Source organism: Streptomyces sp. NPDC048106 (assembly GCF_040706415.1).
Lineage (GTDB): Bacteria > Actinomycetota > Actinomycetes > Streptomycetales > Streptomycetaceae > Streptomyces.
Genome location: NZ_JBEZND010000009.1, coordinates 174,472 through 196,220, shown reverse-complemented (window position 1 = coordinate 196,220; position 21,749 = coordinate 174,472). Strand labels below are relative to the sequence as shown.

The window sequence follows — 21,749 nt, the reverse complement described above, 5'->3', positions numbered from 1 at the left end:
CGCCGGGGGCCTGTTGACGGCGTCGGAAAGCAGCACACACCACGCAGGAGGCGGACGTGTACGACGAAGAGGCCGCGATTCGCAGGATTCTGACCGAACTGGGCGACACCTGGGCGGTGGTCGGCCTGTCCGACAATCCCGCCCGGCCCGCGTACCGCGTGGCCCAGGTGCTCCAGCGGTACGGCAAGCGGATCGTGCCGGTGCACCCGAAGGCCGAGACGGTGCACGGCGAGCAGGGGTACGCCACCCTCGCGGACATCCCCTTCGACGTCGACGTGGTGGACGTCTTCGTCAACAGCTCGCTGGCGGGCGCGGTGGCCGACGAGGCCGTGACGAAGGGCGCGAAGGCGGTCTGGTTCCAGCTCGGCGTCATCGACCAGATTGCTTGCGATCGCACTCGCGAGGCCGGTCTCGCCATGGTCATGGACCGCTGCCCGGCGATCGAGATCCCCCTCCTGGCCTAGTGTCAGATATTCTTCACCACACTCACACATTGAATATTGACATTCGCGCATGGCATCTGAGCTGTGGAAACTCCGTCCCCAAGACAAGCAAGATCCTGGGTCAAGATTTGGTAAGCAGCCTTTTGCCGGCACGGAAACCGTTCCTAGCCTGTGGCCTCCTTCCTCGTTACGAGTGCGTACACGACCTGAGAGGCCACCTTGCACATGACGAAAGTCGACCAGGCCGCACCGGTAGCCACGAGTGATACCGGGGGCCTGCGCCGCGACGTCGGACTCATCGGCCTGATGTGGGCCTCCGTGGGCTCCATCATCGGCTCCGGCTGGCTCTACGGCGCCGAGAAGGCCGTCGTCGTGGCCGGCCCCGCGGCGATCATCTCGTGGGTGATCGGCACGGTGGCCATCGTCCTGCTGGCGCTGGTGCACGCCGAGCTGGGCGGCATGTTCCCGGTCGCGGGCGGCACCGCGCGCTACCCGCACTACGCCTTCGGCGGCCTGGCCGGCATGTCCTTCGGCTGGTTCTCCTGGCTCCAGGCCGCCACCGTGGCCCCCATCGAGGTCGAGGCGATGATCGGCTACGCCGGTCACTGGAAGTTCGCCCAGGGACTCCAGGGCGCCGACGGCACGCTGACCACCAGCGGAATCGTTACTGCAATCGTCCTCATGGCCGTCTTCGTCGGCGTCAACTTCTTCGGCGTCCGCGCCCTCGCGCACACCAACAGCGCCGCGACCTGGTGGAAGATCGCCATCCCGCTCGCCGCGATCTTCATCATCGCCGTGGGCAACTTCCACGTCGGCAACTTCACCTCGGAGGGCTTCGCCCCGTTCGGCGCGAAGGGCGTGCTGGGCGCCATCAGCTCCAGCGGCATCATCTTCGCGCTGCTCGGCTTCGAGCAGGCGATCCAGCTGGCCGGCGAGAGCCGCAACCCGCGGCGCGACCTGCCCCGCGCCACGCTCGGCTCGGTCGCCATCGGCGCCGCGATCTACATCCTGCTCCAGATCGTCTTCATCGCCGCGCTGCCGCACGCCTCCTTCGCGCACGGCTGGGCGAAGCTGGCCTACACCGGCATCAGCGGCCCCTGGGCGGGCCTCGCGACCCTGGTCGGCCTCGGCTGGCTGGGCTGGGTGCTCTACGTCGACGCGATCATCTCCCCCGGCGGCACCGGCCTGATCTACACCACCGCCACCTCCCGCGTCTCCTACGGCCTGGCCAAGAACGGCTACGCCCCGAAGGCCCTGACCAGGACCGACAAGCGCGGCGTGCCGTGGATCGGCCTCATCGTCACCTTCGTCACCGGCATCCTCTGCTTCCTTCCGTTCCCGAGCTGGCAGGAACTGGTCGGCTTCATCACCTCGGCGAGCGTGCTGATGTACGCGGGCGCGCCGCTGGCCTACGGCGTCTTCGCCGACCGCCTGCCGCACTTCGAGCGCCCCTACCGGCTGCCCGGCGGCAAGTTCATCTCGCCGGCCTCCTTCGTGATCGCCAACCTGATCATCTACTGGAGCGGCTGGAACACCCTGTGGCGGCTGGGCTTCGCCATCCTGCTCGGGTACGTGCTGATGGGCTCCTACGCCCTGTGGGCCAACTTCAAGGACAAGCCGGACGCGCCCCGGATGGACTTCCGGGCCGCGCAGTGGCTGCCCGCGTACCTGCTGGGCATCGGCCTGATCTCCTGGCAGGGCGGCTTCGGCGACGGCAGCCAGGGCAACATCCCGCTGTACTGGGACATCCTGGTCATCGCGGCCTTCTCGCTCGGCGTCTACTACTGGGCGAAGGCCACCGCCTCCAAGACGGAGGCGATCGAGCGCAGCATCGACGAGGTCGTGGTCGCGGACGCCCCGGTCCACTGAGCCACACCGCCTCCTGGTGCCCCGTCAGCCGCCCCGGCCGACGGGGCACCGCGGTGTTCCGGTGCCGCCCCTACCGGTCTCCCGGTGACCGTCCGTCCGCGAGACGGTGGTCGGCGGTCTTCAGCGCCTCGTCCACCAGCCGGCGCAGATGCCCTTGGCGCAGTGAGTAGATCACCCGGCGGCCCTCCTTGCGGGTGTCGACCAGGCCGGCGAGGCGAAGCCGGGCCAGGTGCTGGCTGACGGCCGGGCGGGCGGCGCCGCATGCCTCCGTGAGCGTGGTGACGTCGGCCTCCTGAGCGGTCAGGGCGTACAGCAGGGCGAGCCGGGTGCGATCGCCGAGCAGGGCGAGGAGTTCGGCGGCGAGCGCGAACTGCTCCTCGCCCGGGGTGCGCTGATGCGCAGGGTGTGCAGGTGATAGGTGCATGCGTGCGCTCATACGCACATAATGGCTCCGTGGGCGCCCCGCGTCCACCACAGCCCGGCAGAAGGGGACTTCCGTGAGCGACCATCACGACCACGACCACGGCCCGCACCGGCACGGCGCCTCCTCCCTGCGCCACCGCCTGGCCCATCTGCTCACCCCGCACTCCCACGAGAGTGCCGACAAGCTCGACGCGGCGCTGGAGTCCTCGGCGCAGGGCATGCGCGCCCTGTGGGTGTCGCTCGCCGTGCTGGGCGCGACCGCGCTGGCGCAGGCGGGTGTGGTGGCCGTCTCCGGGTCGGTCGCGCTGCTCGGCGACACGGTGCACAACGCCGCCGACGCGCTGACCGCCGTACCGCTCGGCATCGCCTTCGTGCTGGGGCGGCGGGCGGCGAACCGGCGGTTCACCTACGGCTACGGCCGCGCCGAGGATCTCGCGGGCCTGGTGATCGTGCTGACCATCGCGGCCTCGGCGGCCTTCGCCGGGTGGGTGGCCGTCGGGCGGCTGCTCGATCCCCGCCCGGTCGCGCACGTGCCGGTGGTGGCGCTGGCCGCGCTGGTCGGCTTCGTGGGCAACGAGTGGGTGGCCCGGTACCGGATCCGGGTGGGCCGCCGGATCGGTTCGGCCGCACTCGTCGCCGACGGGCTGCACGCCCGCACCGACGGCTACACCTCGCTGGCCGTGCTGCTGGGCGCGGCCGGATCCGCCGCCGGGTTCCGGCTCGCCGACCCGATCGTGGGGCTGGCCATCACGGCCGCGATCGCGCTGGTGCTGCGGGACGCGGCGCGGGAGGTGCTGCGGCGGATGCTGGACGCCGTGGACCCGGCGCTGGTGGACCGCGCCGAGCGGGCGGTACGCGCGGTGCCGGGCGTGCGCGGGGTGGGCGAGCTGCGGCTGCGCTGGATCGGACACCGGCTGCGGGCCGAACTGGCGGTGGTGGTGGACGGCGGGGCGACCCTGCGGCAGGCGCACGCGATCGCCGTCGAGGCCGAACACGCCCTGCTGCACGCCCTGCCGAGGCTTTCGGCCGCCCTGGTGCACGCCGACCCGGCACCGGACCCCGGCGAGCGGGACCCCCATCTGGCCCTGGCCCACCACCTCGCCGGTTGAGCCCGGCCACGCGAGGTCAGGCCACGCCCAGCCCCTCCAGCACCACCGCGCCCGGCAGTTCCGCGAACGCCTTGCCCGGCACCAGCAGTTTGCCGCGCCGGCGGCCGCTGCCGACCAGGACGTAGGGCAGGTCGACGACGGCCGCGTCCACCAGCAGCGGCCAGTCCGCGGGCAGTCCGATCGGGGTGATGCCGCCGTACTCCATCCCGCTCCGGCCGGTCGCCGTCTCCATCGGGGCGAACGACGCCTTGCGCGCGCCCAGGTGACGGCGGACCATGCCGTTGACGTCGACCCGGGTGGTGGACAGCGCCAGGCACGCGGCGAGCGTGGTCTCGCCGGCCCGCTTGGCGGCGACCACCACGCAGTTCGCCGACCGTTCGGTCAGATCGCTGCCGTAGTGCTCCACGAAGACGGCGGTGTCGGCCCAGCGCGGGTCGGTGTCGACGTAGAGGATGTGCTCGGCCGGGGTCCCGGCGGACCAGTTCCGCAGGGCGTCGGCCACCGGGGCGGTCAGTTCGGCCAGGCAGTCCGGTGCCGGGGTCGCGGTCTCGAAGTCTCCGATGGGTGCGCGCATGGCCGCACGGTAACAAGGCGCGGCGGCCCGGCGCGGGGACGTCTCACTGCACGGGCGGCACCGAGACGGCCATCATCATCTCCATCGGGACGTCGCCGCGGTTGGCGTAGACATGCGGGGCGTTGGCCTCGAAGGCGGCGCTGGCGCCGGTCGGGACGGTGTGGTCCTCGCCCTCGACGGTGAGGGTCAGCTCGCCCGCCGTGACATGGACCAGCTCGACGGTGCCGGCCGGGTGCGGCTCCGCCGGGCTCTCGTCCCCGGGCATCAGCAGCCAGTCCCAGATCTCCAGCGGCCCGGGGGCCTCGGTGCCCGCGAGCAGCCGGTTGTAGCTGCCGGACTCGGTGTGCCACAGCCGTACCGCCCGTTCGGCGGGGACGATGCGGACCCGGGGGCCGCGCTCGTAGTCGAGCAGGGTGGTGACGCTGATGCCGAGCGCGTCGCCGATCTTGACGATGGTGCCGATGCTCGGGTTGGTGCGGGCCTGCTCGATCTGGATCAGCATCCCGCGGCTGACACCGGCCCGGGCGGCGAGCACGTCCAGGGTGAAACCGCGTACCGAACGCCAGTGTCTGACGTTGCGCGCCAAGGACTGGGTCAGCAATTCGAGGTCTGACACGTTCCGTCCAATATCCGAGATGGTTCACTTCTTTGGATGACGTAGTTCAACCTACTGGACTACGGTGGAGCGCACCCCTTCGTTCAACAAACTGTACTGCGAGGCATCGTGACGGCCTTCTTCGCCCTGATCACCAGCGTGCTCTGGGGGCTGTCCGACTTCGGCGGCGGGCTGCTGACCCGACGCACGCCCGCGCTGACCGTGGTGGTCGTCTCGCAGGCCATCGCGGCGGCCGTCCTGGGCGCGATCGTCGTCGCCACGGGCGCCTGGGACGCGGCCGAGCCCCGGCTGTGGTTCGCGTTCGCGGCGGGCCTGGTCGGTCCGATCGCGCTCCTCGCCTTCTACAAGGCCCTGGCGCTCGGCCCGATGGGCGTCATCTCGCCGCTCGCCACGCTCAGCGTCGTCGTGCCCGTCGGCGTGGGACTGTTCCTGGGCGAGCGCCCCGGGCTGCTCCAGCTCGCGGGCATCGTGGTCGCCGTCGGCGGGGTGGTCCTCGCGGGCGGCCCCCAGCTGCGGGGCGCCCCGGTGGAGCGGCGCACCGTGCTGCTGACGCTGGTCGCGGCGCTCGGTTTCGGCACCGTGTTCGCCCTGATCGCCGAGGCGTCCAGCACGGTCACCGGCCTGTACCTCTCGCTGTTCGTGCAGCGGCTGACCAATGTCGCGGTGGGCGGGGCGGTGCTCGCCGTGTCCCTGCGGCGCGGCGGCAGCGCCCTGCCGGAGGGCGGCTTCCCCTACCGCTCGCTGCCCGCGCTGGCCTTCGTCGGTCTGGCCGACGTGGCGGCCAACGGCACCTACGCCATCGCCGCCCAGCGCGGCCCGGTCACCGTGGCCGCCGTCCTCGCCTCGCTCTATCCGGTGGTGACCGCGCTGGCCGCCCGCGGCTTCCTGCGCGAACGGCTGCGCGCCCTCCAGGCGGCGGGCGCGGGCCTCGCCCTGGTGGGCACCGTCCTGCTGGCGACGGGCTGAGGGCTCAGTCGGTCTCCAGTTCGGCGAGCCGGGCCACCGCGGACTCGTCGAGACCGGCCAGCGCCCGTAGCTGCGCCGGGGTCGCCCCGTCCGGGATCGGCACCGGGGCCGGGGTCCGCAGCGGCGGCTGCCAGCCCTCCTCGGGCGTCCAGCGCCGTACGACCCTGGCGGGCGCGCCGGCCACCACGGCGTGGTCGGGCACCGTCCCCCGCACCACGGCACCCGCCGCGACCACGACGTTCCGGCCGATCCGCGCGCCCGGCAGGATCACCGCGCCGGTGCCGATCCAGCAGCCGGGGCCGATCTCCACGGGCTCCATGCGCGGCCACTGCCGGCCGATGGGCTCGTGCGGGTCGTCGTAGGAGTGGTTGGTGGAGGTGACGTAGACGTACGGCCCGAAGTAGCAGTCGCGGCCGATGGTCACCGTGGTGTCCGCGATGACGTGGCTGCCGCGGCCGAGCACCACGCCGTCGCCGATGCGCAGGATCGGGTCGGGGCCGAGGTCAAGGTCGGGCATCAGGCCCGCGGTCAGGGTGACCTGTTCGGCGATGATGCAGTGGGAGCCGAGCCGGATCCAGGGCTCGCCGAAGACCGTGCCGAGCGGGAAGGCGAGCCGGGTGGCCTCGCCGATGGCGCCGAAGCGGAGGCGTCCCGGGTGCTCCGCCGTGACGGAGCCGGTCCGCTGGACCCAGCCCCAGGCCGTGTGGACGGCACGCTGGGCGAGGCCACGGCGCCAGGATGAGAACGTGTTCTTGCGCTTCGGCACGGGCTCACGTTACTCACGGGTTGCGTCGGCGCGGAGGCCGGGCCGCTGTGATCTTTGCCCCACCCCCTGCCGTACCGTGCGGGGAACCCATCGACCTGAGGAGACGGTGATGACGCAGCGGGCACTGATCGTGGGCATCGGCGGCAAGGAGCCGCGGATCGACGCGGAGGCGTTCGTCGCGCCGACCGCCTCGGTGATCGGCGATGTGACCGTGAGCGCGGGGGCGAGTGTCTGGTACGGCGCGGTGGTGCGCGGGGACGTCGAGCGCATCACCGTGGGCGCACAGGCGAACGTGCAGGACAACGTGACGCTGCACGCCGATCCCGGGTTCCCGGTGAGCGTCGGGGAGCGGGTGTCCATCGGACACAACGCGGTGGTCCACGGGGCGACGGTCGAGGACGACTGCCTGATCGGGATGGGGGCGACCGTGCTCAACGGGGCGGTGATCGGGGCCGGGTCGCTGGTGGCGGCGCAGGCGCTGGTGCCGCAGGGGATGGTGGTGCCGGCGGGCTCGCTGGTGGCGGGGGTCCCGGCGAAGGTGCGGCGCGCGCTCTCCGCCGAGGAGAGGGAGATGGTGACCCTCAACGGCACCTTGTACGCGGACCTGGCCCGAACGCACCGCGGGGTGCACGAGTAGGCCCTCCGGCGGGGGCGGGCCGTCCGTGGCCGGGGAGGTTCACTCGCCGGCGCCGACCGGCTCCGCCTCCCGCTGGGAAAGCTCCTGCTGGGCCTTCTTCGCGCGGCGCTTCACGATCAGCATCGTGGCCAGGCCGAGGACCACGGCCGCCCCCAGGCCCACGTACGAGAACTTCTTGAGCCAGCCCTCCGCGACGACGCCCACGTAGTAGACGGCGGCGGTGGTGCCGCCGGCCCAGCAGACGCCGCCCAGGACGTTGGCGATCAGGAACTTCCAGTAGGGCATGTGGAGGACGCCGGCGAGGGGTCCCGCGAAGATGCGCAGGAGGGCGATGAAGCGGCCGAAGAAGACGGCCCACATGCCCCACTTCTGGAAGGACCGCTCGGCGGTGGCCACATGGGCCTCGCCGAAGTGCCTCGGGAACTTCCCGCCCAGCCAGGCCAGCAGACCGCGCCCGCCCTTGCGGCCGATGGCGTAGCCGATGGAGTCGCCGATCACCGCGCCCGCGGTGGCGCACGCGCCGAGGATCAGCGGGTTGATGTGCGACTGCTGGGAGGACATGAGCGCCGCCGAGACCAGGACGATCTCGCCGGGCAGCGGAATGCCGAGGCTCTCGACGCCGATCACCAGGGCCACCACGGCGTAGACGGCGACAGCCGGGACCGAGTCGAGCCATTCCTGGACGTGCACCGCCGGATCCTCCCCTGCCGCTGACCTTGCCCGGGAGCACCGTGTAAAGCGCTCCCCAAGGAAGGCTACCCGGTCGGCGCCGAACGGCCGCTCGGCGTACGCCCTGCGGGGCCGCACCGGCCGGGCGCCGGCGAGACGGAGGGGCCCCGCGGGGCCCCTCCCGTGCCGGACGGCTACTTCCCGGCCCCGCCCACGGCGCCGTGGCGCGCGGTGCCGGCCGCGAGTTCCAGGTCCTGCTGGAGCGCGGAGTACGCCGGCTTCGGCTGCATCTTCACGTCGTAGAGCAGGCCGTAGCCCTCACCGCTGAAGGTGCCCGGGATCCAGGAGTCGCCGTCGTAGACGCCCCAGACCGTGAAGGAGATGCACTGGCGGACGAGCTGGCAGCCCTTGAGCAGCTCGGAGAACTCGTAGGGCTGGGCGTACTGGGCGAGCGAGTCCGTGGGCACCTGGTCGGTCGCGTTGTCGACGAAGGTGCGCACGTCGGCCTCGGTGATGGCGACCTTCAGGCCCAGGTCGCCGAAGGCCTGGAGATCGGCCTGGTAGCGCTGGGCGTCGAAGCCGTACTGGGTGTCGAGGTGGCCCTGCTCGCCGATGCCGTCGATCGGCACGCCCTGCTCACGCAGCTTCTTGACGAAGTCGTACACGGCCTGGAACTTGACGTTGGTCCCGTCCTCGCCGGTGATGTTGTAGTCGTTGTACATCAGCAGGGCCTTCGGGTCCGCCTTGTGCGCCCAGCGGAACACGTCGGCGACGATGCCCGAACCGAGGTGCTTGATCCAGAAGTCGTCGGCGTTCAGGCCGTCGGCCTGCGGGGTCTCCCAGGAGTTGGCGAAGACCTCGTTGACCACGTCCCACTGCCACACCTTGCCCTTGAAGTGCGTGACCTCGTCGGCGACGTGCTGGTGGAGGATGTCGCGCAGCTGCGCGTCGCTGATGGAGCCGTCGGCCACCCCGCTGGTCAGCCAGCCCGGCAGCTGGTTGTGCCACATGAGGGTGTGGCCGCGGACCGCCTGCCCGTGCTGCTGGGCGAACTGCACGAGCTGGTCGGCCGCCTTCCAGTCGTGGACGCCCCGGCTGGGCTCCACCGACTCCCACTTCATCGCGTTCTCGGCCGTGACCGTGGAGAACTGGTCGGCGACGATGCCGGTGTAGGGCTTGTCGGTACCCAGCTTGGCCGCGTCGACCGCGGTGCCGACCCGCAGGCCCTGCTTCGACGCCAGCGCCCGCAGGGAGGTGTCGGCCGCGCCGCTGTTGCCACCCGCGACCGCGACGGCGGCGGGGATGAGCAGTAGGGCGGCGGCACCAGTGGCGACGAGCGCGGATCTGCGTCGAAGCTGCGTCACGGCAGACTCCCGGGAGTGAAGGGGCCTCGAAAGTTTCGGGCCTGTATTCGATCGGAGCTGCAAGCTAGACCCGGTGATCTCGCGGAGTCAATGCTGGTGCAGCGCTCAAATTCGACGAAGACACAGGCCACTTGGGAGGCAGTGGTTGCGACCACATGACACACTCCCGACCGAAACTTTCGACACCCTTCGGGCCCGGGAAACCCGAAAGGGCCTCCGACGCACGTCAGAGGCCCTTCCCGAGCGATCTCCCGCGGCTCAGCCGTTCGGCCGCAGGGTCCACACCACCGTCATCTCCCCGGTGACCGCCCCGTCCTCGCGCTGGATGGCGATGCCGACCGGGAACTCCGGCCGGCCCCCCGCGTCGAGTTCGGCGACGACCTCGGCCGCCGGGCGGCCCAGGGTCGCCGTGGCCGTCACCGGCCCCTTGGCCAGCTTCTTGTAGGCGATCTCGGCCCGGACCGCGAGCGGCACCGCGCGCGTGAGCTGCTCGCCGAAGGCCGTGAGCACGATGGCGCCGCTGGCGGACTCGGCCAGCGTGAACATGGCGCCGGCGTGGGGCCCTTGGACGTGGTTGTGGTAGTCCGGCTGGTCCGGGAGCCGCAGCACGGCCCGCTCCCCGGTCACCTCGACGAACTCCAGGTTCAGGGTGCGCACCATCGGAACCGCGGCGGCAAGCATCTCGCCCATCGAGGCGCTGTCAACAGTCGTGGACCCGATGTTACCGACGGGTAAGTACCGCTCGCTACGGCCCTGACGAGATCCCGTGACCGAACCGTGCCGCCGCCGCACTAGTGTTGTCGGCCATGTGGCCAGATCAGCAGCCGCCCGGGGGCGCGCAGAACCCGCAGCAGAACCCGTACCAGCAGCCGGGTTACCAGCAGCAGCCGAATCCGTACCAGCAGCCCGGGTACCAGCAGTACCCGCAGGGGGGCCAGCACCCCGGAGCCGGTCAGCAGCCGGGCGCGGGCCAGTACCCGGGGGCCGCCGGTCCCTACGGGCAGCAGCAGCCGCAGTGGGGGCAGCAGCCGCCCACGGTGCCGCTCCAGCAGTCCCCGCAGGGCGGCGGCGACGGCGGCGGCAACCGTACGAAGCTGATCGCGATCGTCGCGGCCGCCGCCGTGGTGGTCGCCGCCTGCGTGACCGGCGCCCTCGTCCTCGGCGGCGGCAAGGACGGCAAGACCGACAAGGCCGACGGCAAGGACGGGCACACCGCCCAGTCGCCGACCTCGGCGCCGTCCAGCCCCGCCTCGACCGACAACCCGCGCGCGGCGGAGAGCGAGAAGCCGAGCGTGCCGGGCTGGAAGGTCGTGGTGAACCCCAAGTGGGGCATAGCCTTCGACGTGCCCTCCGACTGGCAGGCCCAGGCACCCGACCTGGAGGTGGGCTTCGATGACCAGAAGTCCACCGACGGCAAGCCGCTGATCGTGATGTCGGGCTCGGCCGAGGACAAGCCCAAGTGGTGCACGTCCGACGACGACAAGGACGGCCGCACCCACGACACCCCGCTCGCGGTCGTGGGCAGCAAGGGCGCCAGCGGCGCGAAGAGCACCGACCAGATCGCCGTCAACACCCCGGCCTGGTGGGTCTTCGGCGGTTACACCCAGCCGGACAAGAAGAGCATCACCTTCGACAAGAAGGCCACTCCCTTCACCACCACGTCCGGCATCAAGGGCAGCTACGCGTGGGCCCGGTCGAGCGGCACCCCGCAGAAGGGCAAGTGCGCGACCGACGGCAAGGCACTCACCTTCGGCTTCCAGAACTCGGCGCACGACTACGTGTCGTTCAACTTCTACGGCGCCAAGGGGGTCCAGGACGAGGTCCCGCAGGCCACGATCATGAAGATCCTCGGCTCCGTCCGGCTGCACGGCACCCCCACGGCGAACTGACCCGGAGCGACCCGGCCCGCGTCGCCGGCCGGGTCGTCAGCCGATGCCGAACGCCCCGCCGGGCGGCACCGGCGACGGCACCGCGTCCGCGTCCTCGACCGGCCGCGCGGCGCCGATGAACTTCCGTACGGCGGCGCCGTGTTCGACCCGTGCGGGGAAGGCGTCCGCCGCCACCCGGCGGGCCAGCGCGGCGGCGTCCGGCGGCCGGTGCGAGGCGATGAGCACGGCGTTGCCGAACCGCCGCCCGCGCAGCACCGCCGGCTCGGCGACCAGCGCCAGCTCCTCGAAGACCTCGGCGAACGTGGCCAGTTGGGAGCGCAGAAAGGCGAACGGCGCCGCGTCCGCGAGGTTGGCGAGATAGGTCCCGCCGGGCCGCAGGACCCGCTCGGCCTCACGGGCGTAGGCGAGGGTGGTCAGATGGGCCGGGACCCGGGAGCCGCCGAAGACGTCCGCGATCAGCACGTCGGCCGCGTCGTCCGGCGCGGCCTGGAGCCAGGCGCGGGCGTCGGCGGCGTGCACCGTGACGCCCGCGCCCTCGGGCAGCGGCAGATACTCGGCGACCAGGTCCAAAAGCCCCCGGTCGGCGTCCACGACGTCCTGCCGGGAGCCGGGCCGGGTCGCCGCGACGTACCTGGGCAGGGTCAGCGCTCCCCCGCCCAGGTGCAGCACGTCCAGCGCCCGCCCCGCGGGGGCCACCGTGTCCAGCGCGTGCCCGAGCCGCCGCGCGTACTCGAACTCCAGGTACGTCGGCTCGTCCAGGTCGACGTACGACTGCGGCGCCCCGTCGACCGTCAGCAGCCAGGCCCGCTCCCGGTCCACATCGGGCATGAGCTTGGCGGCGCCGTGGTCGGTGGTGCGGGAGACGGGTATCTGCTCGGTCACAGGTTCATTGTGACGCCCTCCGGAAGGGCCCTACGAACCGACGGACACCACCGTCCCCGCGCCGACCGTCCGGCCGCCCTCGCGGATGGCGAACCCGAGCCCCGGCTCCAGCGGCACCTCCCGCCCCAGCTCGACGGTCATCTCCACCGTCTCCCCGGGCCGGGCGACGGCCACCGCGCCGAGGTCGACGTCCCCGACCACGTCCGCGGTACGGATGTAGAACTGCGGCCGGTACCCCGTGGCGACCGGCGTCGTACGACCGCCCTCGCGCCCCGACAGCACGTACACCCGCGCCGTGAACCGCCGCGCCGGCACCACACTTCCCGGCGCCGCCACGACGTGCCCCCGCCGCACCGTGTCCCGGGGCACACCGCGCAGCAGCACGGCCACGTTGTCCCCGGCCTGCGCCTCCCGCATCGGCTTGCCGAAGGTCTCCAGGCCGGTGACGACGGTCTCGACGCCGGCGCCGAGCACCGCCACCCGGTCCCCGAGCCGCAGCGTGCCGCGCTCCACGGCGCCGGTGACGACGGTGCCGCGCCCGCTGATGGTGAGCACGTTCTCCACCGGCATCAGGAACGGCGCGTCGAGATACCGCTCGGGCATCGGCACATACGTGTCCACCGCGTCGAGCAGCGCCTCGACGGACGCCGTCCAGCGCGGGTCGCCCGCGAGCGCCCGCAGCCCCGAGACGCGTACGACGGGTACCGCGTCGCCCGGGTAGCCCTGCGCGGTGAGCAGGTCGCGGACCTCCAGCTCGACCAGGTCGATCAGTTCCTCGTCGCCCGCGCCGTCCGCCTTGTTGAGGGCGACGACGATGTGGTCGACGCCGACCTGCCGGGCGAGCAGCACGTGCTCCGCGGTCTGCGGCATGATCCCGTCGAGCGCGGAGACCACGAGGATCGCCCCGTCGAGCTGGGCGGCGCCGGTGACCATGTTCTTCACATAATCGGCGTGACCGGGCATGTCCACATGGGCGTAGTGCCGGGTGTCGGTCTCGTACTCGACGTGCGCGATGTTGATGGTGATGCCGCGGGCGGCCTCCTCGGGGGCGCGGTCGATGCGGTCGAAGGGCACGAAGGTGCCGGTGCCGCGCTCGGCGAGGACCTTGGTGATGGCGGCGGTCAGGGTGGTCTTGCCGTGGTCGACATGACCCATGGTGCCGATGTTCAGGTGCGGCTTGGTCCGCACGTAGGCCGTTTTGGACATGGCTGTACCTCGAAGCCTTCGCTGTCGTACGGAAGTCGGGACCCCTCGAGTCGGCCGACCCTCCCCCTGCGGGGTCCGCCGGACGATCCGGGGAGGGTCAGCTTCGGGCGCCGTCGACAGCGGCCGCGAGCGTGGGAACGGCAGCCTTCGGCGCATCCGCGACCGCGGATGCTGCGAGGTGGAAGGCGTACCGGAACATGACGTCGATCATCGCCGACGCGATGTCCGGCGTCGAATGGTTTTCGCCCGCTTCCCGGCCACGCGCGCAGCCCTTGTCGTGCTCCGGCTCGCCATGCTCCGGCTTCGGCGGGCACCCGGGCCACCCGGGCCTGACCTTGACGGTCACCGTGGCCGAGGCGGGCTCACTGGCAGCGCTCCGCAGCGGACCGGTGGCGAGCCGCGTATCCCGTCAAGAACCCGGTCGGCCGCACCGACCGGTGCGTACGGCGGGGCCGCCCCGAGTGCCCTCTATCATCGGCGAGGGTCGTCGGTGTCTTCCAGGGGGTCACGTGCTCGATGCCACCACCGTCTCCGCGCCGCCCGTGCCCCGCGCGCGGTTCGCGGCCCGCTGCACCCGGGCGCTGCTGTCGCCGCGGGCGCGGCTGTCCCTGCTGCTGGTGCTGCTGGCGGCCGCGGGCGCGCTGGTGCTGCTGTTCGAGCCGCAGCGGCTGCTCACCCGGGGCTGGCCCCCGCACATGGGCGGACTCGCGGCGGCGCTGGTGTTCGGGGCCGGGTACGGGCTGTGCACGGTGGCGTTCGTGCCGCGGCCCCTGCTGAATCTGGCGGCGGGCGCGCTCTTCGGCTCCCGGCTGGGGCTCGGCACCGCGCTGGCCGGGACGGTGCTCGGGGCCGGTGTGGCCTTCGGGCTCGGGCGGCTGCTCGGGCAGGACGCGCTGCGTCCCCTGCTGCGCGGCCGGTGGCTGCGGGCGGCGGACGGGCAGTTGAGCCGGCACGGGTTCCGGTCCATGCTGGCCGCGCGGCTCTTCCCGGGGGTGCCGTTCTGGGCGGCGAACTACTGCGCGGCGGTCTCCCGCATGGGCTGGCTGCCGTTCCTGCTGGCGACGGCGCTCGGATCGGTCCCGAACACCGCCGCCTACGCGGTCGCCGGCGCCCGTGCCTCGGCGCCGACGTCGCCCGCGTTCCTGCTCGCGATGGCCTGCATCGCCGTACCGGCGCTGGCGGGCACGGTGGTGGCGTGGCGGCACCGGCACCGGTTGCGCGGGCGGTAGACACTCGGCCGCTAGTGCTGTGGCCGGGCCGCGGAACCGGGGGTCAGACGGCCTCCAGGATCATCGCGTTGGCGAGGCCGCCCGCCTCGCACATCGTCTGGAGGCCGTAGCGGGCGCCCCGGTCCCGCATCGCGTGCACCAGGGTGGTGGTCAGCCGGGTGCCGCTGGCGCCGAGCGGGTGGCCGAGGGCGATGGCACCGCCGTTCACGTTGACCTTGGCCAGGTCGGCGCCGGTCTCCCGCTGCCAGGCGAGGACCACGCTGGCGAACGCCTCGTTGACCTCGAACAGGTCGATGTCGGCGAGGGAGAGGCCGGCCCGGGCGAGCACCTTCTCGGTGGCCGGGACGACCCCGGTGAGCATCAGCAGCGGGTCGGAGCCGGTGACCGCGAAGCTGTGCAGCCGGGCGAGCGGGCGCAGCCCGAGCCGGGCGGCGGTCTCACTGGAGGTGATGAGGACGGCGGAGGCGCCGTCGTTGATCGGGCTGGCGTTGCCCGCCGTGATGTTCCACTCGATCTGCGGGAAGCGCTCGGCGAAGGCGGGGTCGTGGTAGGCGGGCCGGAGTCCGGCGAGGATCTCCGGGGTGCTGCCGGGCCGTACGCACTCGTCGCGGGTGACGCCCGCCAGGGGCGCGGTCTCGGCGTCGAACAGCCCGGCCTCCCAGGCCGCGGCGGCCTTGTGGTGCGAGGAGACCGCGAAGGCGTCCATCTCCGCACGGGTCAGCGACCACTTGGCGGAGATGAGTTCGGCGCTGATGCCCTGCGGCAGCAGGCCCTCGGGGTAGCGCGCGGCGACGCCGGGCCCGAACGGGTCCTTGCCCGCGGGCACGTTGGACCACATCGGCACGCGGCTCATCGACTCCACGCCGCAGGCGACGACCATGTCGTACGCGCCGGCGATCACGCCCTGGGCGGCGAAGTGCACGGCCTGCTGGGAGGAGCCGCACTGGCGGTCCACCGTGGTGGCCGGGACCGACTCGGGCAGACCGGCGGCGAGCACGGCGTACCGGGTGGTGTTCATGGCCTGCTCGCCGACCTGGTCGACGGTGCCGCCGATCACGTCGTCGATCAGCGCCGGGTCGACGCCGGAGCGCTCGACCAGGGCCTTGAGCGTGTGGGCGAGCAGCTCGACGGGGTGGACGTCCGCGAGGGCGCCGGTGGGCTTGCCCTTGCCGATCGGGGTGCGTACGGCCTCGACGATCACTGCGTCTCGCATGGTGCGGCCTCCTGCGGCGGAGCGGGCTCGGTCACGAGCGGGGGTTACCAGTGGGTAGGAAATCCGGACTCACCATAACCGAGCGAGTTGGAAACTCAAACCAACCCCTCGGGACGAGGGAACCCATGACGTTCGCAAGGGTTGGAAAACCAAACCCTCAACTAAACTGGGCCCCATGGCCGCATCGAAGGACCCGCGCCCCTGCTCCATCGCCGACACCCTCGCGGTGGTGGGCGAGAAGTACTCCCTGCTCGTCCTGCGGGAGGTATGCCTGGGCAACGGCCGGTTCGACCAGTTGGTGCGCAACATCGGCGCCCCGCGCGACGTCCTGGCCGCCCGGCTGCGGCGGCTCGTGGACGCCGGGATCCTGACCAAGCGCGCCTACAGCGAGCACCCCCTGCGCTTCGACTACCGGCCGACCGCGGCGGGCCTGGAGCTGGAACCGGTGCTGATGACCCTCAAGGAGTGGGGCGACCGCCATCTGCGCCACCAGACCGACCTGCCCATGAGCATGGAGCACAGCTGCGGCCACGAACTCGTCCCGGTGGTCACCTGCCAGGCCTGCGGCGCCCCCGTGCACCACGACGACCTGACGGCCCACCCGCAGACCCCGGGCTGGACCGTGCAGGGCCCCGTCGCCTCCTGAACCGCCCCGCCGACAGGGCGGTCGCCCCGTGTCCGGCCGGGTTCGCGGCGCCCCCACACCCCCGTTTCGGCCATCTCCCGACCGCCCCCTCGGCGTCGACTCGGCCGGGCATATGCCACCTGAACTGGGCCGACCACGGCGCGCGGCCACAGGCGCCGGTGACCAACGGCATACGTTCTGCGTAGCGACGCGGTAGCGCAGTGTCAGCCCTTGCCCCTAGGCTGTTCCGCATGTCCCCCCATTTCCCGCCCCCGGGTTCCGCACGGTCTGCCGCCGAGGTGAACGAGCAGATCCGGGCGCTCTGGCTGCGCACGGGCGGCTCCCTCTCGGCCCAGGAACGCACGGAGTACGAGCTGCTGGTCGTGGAGTGGGCCAAGGCGATCCGCGAGGAGGTCATCGAGGCGGCCTGACCGCGAAAGGCTCTGGTGCCGGCCCGCCGCTTCGGACAAGCTGCGGCCCATGGACTGGATGCCCCTGCTCTCCACACTCACCGGTGCCGCCATCGGCATCGCGGCCACCCTGATCGCCGATCGCAACCGGTGGCGGCGCGAGGAGGCCCGGCACGCGCTGGAGATACGGCGCGAGGTGTACACCGCGTACGTCTCCGCCCTCAAGGCCGCGGGTGAGGAGATACGGGCCGTCGCCCTGGGCGATCACCTGTCCGCGTCGGCACGGGACGCGGCCGTGCGCGAGGCCGTCCGCGGCACCGGTGTCTACACGGCGAGCGAACGCCTGTGGCTGGTCGGACCGCCGGACGTCGTGGCGGCGGGGAACGAGGCGTTCCACGGCCTGCGCGCGCTGCGCGACGCCTACGCCCGAGGGGTGGCCGTCGGTTCCGAGGAGGACGCGCCCCTGATAGCGCGGCGGCGCGCGGCCATGGCGCGGATGCGTCACCTCATGCGCGAGGACCTGGGCATCGGCCCGCTGGGCATCGAGTGACCGCCGCCGCCTCCCGCTCCCCCGAACCGCCGAATTTCCCGCCTGCCTCTTGGCTCCGTCCGTGCCGTGGCGAAGACTGAGCCGATGACGCAGCGTGCGGAACTCGCGACCGTACTGGACCGGCTGGCCGTGGACGAGCTGGTCACCGCGTACGCGGTGACGGTGGACGACGGCGACTGGACGGCGTACCGGGACCTGTTCACGCCCGGGGGGAGAGCCGATTACCGTTCGTCCGGGGGGATCGAGGGCGAGGCCGGGCAGGTCGCCGGGTGGCTCGCCGGGAATCTGGCGCGCTACGCCGTGCGCCAGCATCTGATCGTCAACCGGCGGGTGCGGTTCGGGGTCCTGGAGCACGACACCGGGGACACCGCGCGGGTGCGGGCCGACTATCTCAACCCGATGCGCCTCACCGACGGGGACGGTCCGGCCGCGCCGGATCTGGAGTGCGGCGGCCGGTACGACTTCGGGCTGCTGCGCACGCCCGAGGGCTGGCGGATCGGCGAGGTCGTGGCCACGGAGAAGTGGCGGCGGACGGCACCGGAGCGGTGACGAACCGGACGGTGACCGGGCGGGTCCGAGGCCCCCTGTCGTAGATCGCTTGCGGCGCGCACACTGGAGCCCTGGGGTAGGGAGGCTCCGTATGAGGACGATCGACCGCTGGCTTGCCTCCCCCTGGCGGCGCTCGGCCGTCGTCGCCCTCGCGGGCGCCCTGCCCGTCCTGGCCTTCCCCACGCCCTCGCTGTGGTGGTTCGCCTACGTCGCCCTGGTCCCCTGGCTGCTGGTGGCCCGCTCGGCGCCGACCGGCCGGCGGGCGGCGTACGACGGCTGGTGCGGCGGCTTCGGCTATCTGGTGGCCGTGCACCACTGGCTGCTGCCGAGCCTGCACGTGTTCATCTTCCTGATCGGCGCGCTGCTCGGTCTGCTGTGGATGCCCTGGGGCCTGCTGGTCCGCCGGTACCTGGGCGGCACCCCCTCCCCCGGCCGGTGCGCCGTCGCGCTCCTGGTGCTGCCCTCGGGCTGGCTGCTGGTGGAGCTGGTCCGCTCCTGGCAGGGGCTCGGCGGCCCCTGGGGCATCCTCGGCGCCAGCCAGTGGCAGGTGGCACCGGCGCTGCGGCTGGCCTCGGTCGGCGGGGTGTGGCTGCTGAGCTTCCTGGTGGTGGCCGTGAACGTGGCGGTGGCCGCGCTGGTCTCGGTGCCCGCGGCGCGGCTGCCCGCGGTGGCCACGGTGGCCGCCACCGCCGCCGCGACCGCGGCCGCGTGGGCGTGGGCACCCCGGCCGGAGATCGACGGCAGGACGCGGATCGCCGTCGTACAGCCGGGTGTGGTGGCCGGGCGGGACAGCGCCGAGCGGCGTTTCGAGCGGGAGGAGCGGTTGACGCGGGGGCTCGTCGGGCATGACGTCGATCTGGTGGTGTGGGGCGAGTCCAGCGTGGGCTACGACCTCGCCGACCGGCCCGACCTGGCCCGGCGGATCGCCGCGCTGTCCCGCGCGACCGGCGCCGACGTGCTCGTGAACGTGGACGCCCGCCGCTCCGACCGGCCCGGCATCTACAAGAGTTCGGTGCTGATCGGCCCCGACGGCCCGACCGGCGACCGCTACGACAAGATGCGTCTGGTCCCCTTCGGCGAGTACATACCCGCCCGCTCCCTGCTCGGCTGGGCCACCTCGGTGGGCAAGGCGGCCGGCGAGGACCGCGGGCGCGGCACCGAGCAGACCGTGATGAACGTGGGGCACGGGCTGCGGATCGGCCCGCTGATCTGCTTCGAGACCGCGTTCCCCGACATGGGCCGGCATCTCGCCGAGGACGGCGCGGACGTGTTGCTGGGCCAGTCCTCCACCTCCACCTTCCAGCACAGCTGGGCGCCGGAGCAGCACGCCTCGCTGGCCGCCCTGCGCGCCGCCGAGACCGGCCGCCCGATGGTGCACGCGACCCTCACCGGCGTCTCCGCCGCCTACGGCCCCGGCGGGCAGCGGCTCGGCCCGTGGCTGGGGACCGGCGCGAGTGCCGCGCGGGTGTACGACGTGCCGCTCGCGCACGGCGTCACGCCGTACGTCCGCTACGGCGACTGGCCGGTGCACGCCGCGCTGCTGGTGCTGGCCGCGCTGTGCGCCGGCGAGGGGGCGCGGGTGCTCAGGCCGCGCCGGGGAGGTCCTGAACCGCTCGTACCACCCGCTCGCACAGCTCATGGGTCGCCAGCGCGTCCCGGGCGCTGAGCACCCGTCCGGCGCGCACCGCGTCCAGGAAGGCGTGCACCGCCTGCTCGATGCCGCGCTGCCGGGCCACCGGCACCCAGTCGCCGCGCCGGCGCAGGGTCGGCTGGCCCTTGTGGTCGATCACCTCGGCGAGGTTGAGCACCTGGCGCTTGCTGTCCTGGCCGGAGACCTCCAGGATCTCCTCCGTGGAGCCGCTGAGCCGGTTCATCACGCCGAGCGCGGTGAAGCCGTCGCCGCCGAGCTGGAGCACCACGTGGTGCAGCAGCCCGTCCTGGACGCGGGCGCGGACCGTGACGTCGTCGACCGGGCCCGGCGCGAGGAAGCGCAGGGTGTCGACGACGTGGATGAAGTCGTCCAGCACCATCGCGCGGGGCTCCTCGGGCAGCCCGACCCGGTTCTTCTGGAGCAGGATCAGCTCGCGCGGGTGCTCCAGGCACTGCGCGTACCCGGGGGCGTAGCGCCGGTTGAAGCCGACGAAGAGGGAGACGCCGCGCTCCCGCGCCAGCTCCACCAGCCGCTCGGAGTCCTCCAGCCGGAAGGCGAGCGGCTTGTCGACGTACGTCGGGACGCCCGCCGTGAGCAGCCGGGTGACGATCTCGGGGTGGGCGGCGGTGGGCGCGTGCACGAAGGCCGCGTCGAGCCCGGCGGCGAGCAGCGAGTCCAGGCTCTCGTGCCGCTGCCCGTCCGGCAGGTGCAGGCCGTCGGCGACCCGGGCGAGGGTGGCGGGGGTCCGGGTGTGCAGATGGAGGTCGACCCCGGGCAGCGTGCCCAGCACCGGCAGATACGCCTTCTGTGCGATGTCCCCGAGTCCGATGCAGCCGACCTTCACGTGTCTGTCTCCTGGCGCTCGCCCGCGTGTACGTCCCCGGCAGCATACGGGGGCCGCCGGCCGGCGCTGCCGTCGAAGCCGCGTCCGGGAGCGGATCGACGGCGCCGTCGGCGTCCGAGGCGTCCCCGCGCCGCCGTGGCGTCACCCGAGGCGCCCGGAAACCCCTCGTTCGGTGCGGGAGTTCACCCGGGTGGGGGCATCGGGCTCGACTCTTTGATGCCAACCGGCCGCGGAACCAGCATCGTTGCGCGGGTGCATCGAACGACGACCACCGCAGCGCTTCTGGTCACCGTCGCCGTCTCAGCCCTCACCGGCTGTGTGACGGTACGGCACACGGCGGCACCGGGACCGCTCCCGAACGCCGCGCCCTCAGGGCTGACGGCGCCCCGCACGGACGGCAGCGCGTCGCCGAGGGTGGTGCAGGCACCGGCCCGGGAGGCATTGGAGATGGTCGGCCCGTCCGGGGACCAGGCGCCCGCCCCCAAGGCCGCCCCGCACGCAGGCCAGGACGGCCCGCCCGCGGGTCAGCCCGCCCTGTCCGGCGCGGGCCTCCCCGTGCAAGGTCTGCCGCGCACCGCCCAGCGGGTGCCCGTGGACGTGTGCGCCCTGGGCCGCAAGTACGGTGGCTGGCGCCGCGACAGCCCGGAGGCGCGGATCTGCGAGCGGACGTACGGACGGCACTGACCGCCGGCCCGGGGGGGCGGTGCCCGCCCCCGTCAGCTGGGCCGCTGCCGCGGCGGTCCCCAGGGCCCGCCGCCCGTCGGGCCGTCCTGCTCCAGCCTCAGCTCCAGGCGCCCGATCGCGGCCCGGACGCCCTCGCCGTAGCCGTCGTCCGCGAGGGACTCGGCGGTGGTGCGGGCGTGACCGAGATGGGCGCGGGCGGCCTCGGTGCGGCCCAGCTTCACGTAGTCCGCCGCCAGGTTGAGGTGGAGCGAGGGGAAGAAGCCCGGCACGCCCCGCGGATCGCCGTCGGGCAGCTCCCGGGCCGCCGCCAACGCCCGTAGATCCCAGGCGAGTTCGTCCGCGGGGTCGTCCTGGGTGTCGGCGAGGTAGTGGGCCAGGGTGCAGCGGTGCAGCGGGTCGCCGTCCTCACCGATCTCCGCCCACAGGTCGAGGAAGCGACTGCGGGCCTCCTCGCGGTCGCCGCCGTGGTGCAGCATCACGACCTGGCCGATCCGCGTCAGCACCTCGTCCAGGGCCGTGTGTTCCCGTCGCTCCGCCACCGCGTCCTCCGGCGATCGTCCGCTGTCGTGCCCTGACGCTAA

Annotated in this window: 26 protein-coding genes; 13 read left to right on the top strand and 13 right to left on the bottom strand. The window is 72.8% G+C overall.

Annotated features, from left to right (window positions below; genetic code table 11):
- Positions 1–56: 56 nt before the first annotated feature.
- Positions 57–464 carry a CoA-binding protein gene (locus AB0927_RS12485; RefSeq protein ID WP_366667534.1) on the top strand — a complete coding sequence of 136 codons (408 nt, stop codon included), beginning with the start codon at positions 57–59 and terminating at the stop codon, positions 462–464.
- Positions 465–668: 204 nt separating this feature from the next.
- Positions 669–2,312, top strand: coding sequence for an APC family permease (locus tag AB0927_RS12480; RefSeq protein WP_366667533.1), 1,644 nt, complete (start codon positions 669–671; stop codon positions 2,310–2,312).
- 70 nt (positions 2,313–2,382) lie between these two features.
- On the opposite strand, the gene AB0927_RS12475 is transcribed toward AB0927_RS12480, so the two are convergent.
- Positions 2,383–2,748: a metalloregulator ArsR/SmtB family transcription factor gene (locus tag AB0927_RS12475; protein ID WP_366667532.1), complete on the bottom strand. Its 366-nt coding sequence runs from the start codon at positions 2,746–2,748 to the stop codon at positions 2,383–2,385.
- Between the two features lie 61 nt (positions 2,749–2,809).
- On the opposite strand from AB0927_RS12475, the gene AB0927_RS12470 reads away from it, so the two are divergent.
- Entirely contained in the window at positions 2,810–3,844 is a 1,035-nt protein-coding gene (locus AB0927_RS12470; protein WP_366667531.1) for a cation diffusion facilitator family transporter, read from the top strand.
- Between the two features lie 16 nt (positions 3,845–3,860).
- On the opposite strand, the gene AB0927_RS12465 is transcribed toward AB0927_RS12470, so the two are convergent.
- The gene (locus tag AB0927_RS12465; RefSeq protein WP_366667530.1) at positions 3,861–4,418 is read right to left on the bottom strand and encodes a YbaK/EbsC family protein; all 558 of its coding nucleotides are present in this window, start codon (positions 4,416–4,418) and stop codon (positions 3,861–3,863) included.
- A gap of 43 nt (positions 4,419–4,461) precedes the next feature.
- Positions 4,462–5,034 (bottom strand): XRE family transcriptional regulator, encoded by a 573-nt coding sequence (locus tag AB0927_RS12460; RefSeq protein ID WP_366667529.1) that lies wholly within the window; start codon positions 5,032–5,034, stop codon positions 4,462–4,464.
- A 108-nt stretch (positions 5,035–5,142) separates the two neighbouring features.
- Here AB0927_RS12460 and AB0927_RS12455 point away from each other — a divergent pair, with 108 nt between their 5' ends.
- Positions 5,143–6,000, top strand: coding sequence for an EamA family transporter (locus AB0927_RS12455; protein WP_366667528.1), 858 nt, complete (start codon positions 5,143–5,145; stop codon positions 5,998–6,000).
- Positions 6,001–6,004: 4 nt separating this feature from the next.
- Here AB0927_RS12455 and AB0927_RS12450 read toward each other — a convergent pair whose 3' ends face one another.
- Positions 6,005–6,766: an acyltransferase gene (locus tag AB0927_RS12450; RefSeq protein WP_366667527.1), complete on the bottom strand. Its 762-nt coding sequence runs from the start codon at positions 6,764–6,766 to the stop codon at positions 6,005–6,007.
- 109 nt (positions 6,767–6,875) lie between these two features.
- On the opposite strand from AB0927_RS12450, the gene AB0927_RS12445 reads away from it, so the two are divergent.
- Positions 6,876–7,403: a gamma carbonic anhydrase family protein gene (locus tag AB0927_RS12445; protein ID WP_366667526.1), complete on the top strand. Its 528-nt coding sequence runs from the start codon at positions 6,876–6,878 to the stop codon at positions 7,401–7,403.
- A gap of 39 nt (positions 7,404–7,442) precedes the next feature.
- On the opposite strand, the gene AB0927_RS12440 is transcribed toward AB0927_RS12445, so the two are convergent.
- The 3 genes from AB0927_RS12440 to AB0927_RS12430 form a co-directional block, all read right to left on the bottom strand.
- Positions 7,443–8,093 carry a DedA family protein gene (locus AB0927_RS12440; RefSeq protein ID WP_366667525.1) on the bottom strand — a complete coding sequence of 217 codons (651 nt, stop codon included), beginning with the start codon at positions 8,091–8,093 and terminating at the stop codon, positions 7,443–7,445.
- Positions 8,094–8,266: 173 nt separating this feature from the next.
- A complete protein-coding gene (locus tag AB0927_RS12435) occupies positions 8,267–9,436 on the bottom strand; it encodes an endo-1,4-beta-xylanase (RefSeq protein WP_366667524.1) in 1,170 nt (389 codons plus the stop codon).
- Positions 9,437–9,694: 258 nt separating this feature from the next.
- The gene (locus AB0927_RS12430) at positions 9,695–10,126 is read right to left on the bottom strand and encodes a DUF4442 domain-containing protein (RefSeq protein ID WP_366667523.1); all 432 of its coding nucleotides are present in this window, start codon (positions 10,124–10,126) and stop codon (positions 9,695–9,697) included.
- Positions 10,127–10,242: 116 nt separating this feature from the next.
- Between AB0927_RS12430 and AB0927_RS12425 the strand changes: the two genes are divergently transcribed.
- The gene (locus AB0927_RS12425) at positions 10,243–11,325 is read left to right on the top strand and encodes a hypothetical protein (protein WP_366667522.1); all 1,083 of its coding nucleotides are present in this window, start codon (positions 10,243–10,245) and stop codon (positions 11,323–11,325) included.
- A gap of 36 nt (positions 11,326–11,361) precedes the next feature.
- On the opposite strand, the gene AB0927_RS12420 is transcribed toward AB0927_RS12425, so the two are convergent.
- The 3 genes from AB0927_RS12420 to AB0927_RS12410 all read right to left on the bottom strand — a co-directional run bounded on the left by AB0927_RS12420 (position 11,362) and on the right by AB0927_RS12410 (position 13,759).
- The gene (locus AB0927_RS12420; RefSeq protein WP_366667521.1) at positions 11,362–12,207 is read right to left on the bottom strand and encodes a fused MFS/spermidine synthase; all 846 of its coding nucleotides are present in this window, start codon (positions 12,205–12,207) and stop codon (positions 11,362–11,364) included.
- 30 nt (positions 12,208–12,237) lie between these two features.
- A complete protein-coding gene (gene tuf / locus AB0927_RS12415; RefSeq protein WP_366667520.1) occupies positions 12,238–13,413 on the bottom strand; it encodes an elongation factor Tu in 1,176 nt (391 codons plus the stop codon).
- Positions 13,414–13,510: 97 nt separating this feature from the next.
- Positions 13,511–13,759 (bottom strand): hypothetical protein, encoded by a 249-nt coding sequence (locus AB0927_RS12410; RefSeq protein ID WP_366667604.1) that lies wholly within the window; start codon positions 13,757–13,759, stop codon positions 13,511–13,513.
- Positions 13,760–13,922: 163 nt separating this feature from the next.
- On the opposite strand from AB0927_RS12410, the gene AB0927_RS12405 reads away from it, so the two are divergent.
- Complete coding sequence (locus AB0927_RS12405; RefSeq protein ID WP_366667519.1) at positions 13,923–14,642, top strand: VTT domain-containing protein; 720 nt, start codon at positions 13,923–13,925, stop codon at positions 14,640–14,642.
- Positions 14,643–14,685: 43 nt separating this feature from the next.
- On the opposite strand, the gene AB0927_RS12400 is transcribed toward AB0927_RS12405, so the two are convergent.
- Complete coding sequence (locus AB0927_RS12400; protein ID WP_366667518.1) at positions 14,686–15,855, bottom strand: thiolase family protein; 1,170 nt, start codon at positions 15,853–15,855, stop codon at positions 14,686–14,688.
- 175 nt (positions 15,856–16,030) lie between these two features.
- Here AB0927_RS12400 and AB0927_RS12395 point away from each other — a divergent pair, with 175 nt between their 5' ends.
- The 5 genes from AB0927_RS12395 to lnt all read left to right on the top strand — a co-directional run bounded on the left by AB0927_RS12395 (position 16,031) and on the right by lnt (position 19,655).
- Positions 16,031–16,501, top strand: a complete 471-nt coding sequence (locus AB0927_RS12395; RefSeq protein WP_366667517.1) for a helix-turn-helix domain-containing protein — start codon at positions 16,031–16,033, stop codon at positions 16,499–16,501.
- A 230-nt stretch (positions 16,502–16,731) separates the two neighbouring features.
- Entirely contained in the window at positions 16,732–16,911 is a 180-nt protein-coding gene (locus tag AB0927_RS12390) for a hypothetical protein (protein WP_366667516.1), read from the top strand.
- Positions 16,912–16,960: 49 nt separating this feature from the next.
- A complete protein-coding gene (locus AB0927_RS12385) occupies positions 16,961–17,440 on the top strand; it encodes a hypothetical protein (protein ID WP_366667515.1) in 480 nt (159 codons plus the stop codon).
- A gap of 84 nt (positions 17,441–17,524) precedes the next feature.
- Positions 17,525–17,989 (top strand): nuclear transport factor 2 family protein, encoded by a 465-nt coding sequence (locus AB0927_RS12380; RefSeq protein ID WP_366667514.1) that lies wholly within the window; start codon positions 17,525–17,527, stop codon positions 17,987–17,989.
- Between the two features lie 91 nt (positions 17,990–18,080).
- Complete coding sequence (gene lnt / locus AB0927_RS12375; RefSeq protein ID WP_366667513.1) at positions 18,081–19,655, top strand: apolipoprotein N-acyltransferase; 1,575 nt, start codon at positions 18,081–18,083, stop codon at positions 19,653–19,655.
- Here lnt and AB0927_RS12370 read toward each other — a convergent pair.
- On the bottom strand, positions 19,573–20,484 hold the full coding sequence (locus tag AB0927_RS12370; protein WP_366667512.1) for a Gfo/Idh/MocA family oxidoreductase: 912 nt from the start codon (positions 20,482–20,484) through the stop codon (positions 19,573–19,575). The two genes, lnt and AB0927_RS12370, sit on opposite strands and share 83 nt — an antisense overlap.
- 252 nt (positions 20,485–20,736) lie before the next feature.
- On the opposite strand from AB0927_RS12370, the gene AB0927_RS12365 reads away from it, so the two are divergent.
- Complete coding sequence (locus AB0927_RS12365) at positions 20,737–21,168, top strand: hypothetical protein (RefSeq protein ID WP_366667511.1); 432 nt, start codon at positions 20,737–20,739, stop codon at positions 21,166–21,168.
- Between the two features lie 32 nt (positions 21,169–21,200).
- Here the strand turns inward: AB0927_RS12365 and AB0927_RS12360 are convergent, their stop codons facing one another.
- On the bottom strand, positions 21,201–21,707 hold the full coding sequence (locus AB0927_RS12360; protein ID WP_366667510.1) for a hypothetical protein: 507 nt from the start codon (positions 21,705–21,707) through the stop codon (positions 21,201–21,203).
- Positions 21,708–21,749 lie beyond the last annotated feature (42 nt).

What these genes read in the sequence shown, in the direction of transcription:
- AB0927_RS12480 (WP_366667533.1), top strand. Translation starts at nt 669, where the DNA reads ATGACGAAAGTCGACCAGGCCGCACCGGTAGCCACGAGTGATACCGGG.
- AB0927_RS12475 (WP_366667532.1), bottom strand. Translation starts at nt 2,748, where the DNA reads ATGAGCGCACGCATGCACCTATCACCTGCACACCCTGCGCATCAGCGC.
- AB0927_RS12465 (WP_366667530.1), bottom strand. Translation starts at nt 4,418, where the DNA reads ATGCGCGCACCCATCGGAGACTTCGAGACCGCGACCCCGGCACCGGAC.
- AB0927_RS12445 (WP_366667526.1), top strand. Translation starts at nt 6,876, where the DNA reads ATGACGCAGCGGGCACTGATCGTGGGCATCGGCGGCAAGGAGCCGCGG.
- AB0927_RS12430 (WP_366667523.1), bottom strand. Translation starts at nt 10,126, where the DNA reads ATGGGCGAGATGCTTGCCGCCGCGGTTCCGATGGTGCGCACCCTGAAC.
- AB0927_RS12425 (WP_366667522.1), top strand. Translation starts at nt 10,243, where the DNA reads ATGTGGCCAGATCAGCAGCCGCCCGGGGGCGCGCAGAACCCGCAGCAG.
- tuf (WP_366667520.1), bottom strand. Translation starts at nt 13,413, where the DNA reads ATGTCCAAAACGGCCTACGTGCGGACCAAGCCGCACCTGAACATCGGC.
- AB0927_RS12400 (WP_366667518.1), bottom strand. Translation starts at nt 15,855, where the DNA reads ATGCGAGACGCAGTGATCGTCGAGGCCGTACGCACCCCGATCGGCAAG.
- AB0927_RS12395 (WP_366667517.1), top strand. Translation starts at nt 16,031, where the DNA reads ATGGCCGCATCGAAGGACCCGCGCCCCTGCTCCATCGCCGACACCCTC.
- AB0927_RS12390 (WP_366667516.1), top strand. Translation starts at nt 16,732, where the DNA reads ATGTCCCCCCATTTCCCGCCCCCGGGTTCCGCACGGTCTGCCGCCGAG.
- AB0927_RS12385 (WP_366667515.1), top strand. Translation starts at nt 16,961, where the DNA reads ATGGACTGGATGCCCCTGCTCTCCACACTCACCGGTGCCGCCATCGGC.
- AB0927_RS12380 (WP_366667514.1), top strand. Translation starts at nt 17,525, where the DNA reads ATGACGCAGCGTGCGGAACTCGCGACCGTACTGGACCGGCTGGCCGTG.
- lnt (WP_366667513.1), top strand. Translation starts at nt 18,081, where the DNA reads ATGAGGACGATCGACCGCTGGCTTGCCTCCCCCTGGCGGCGCTCGGCC.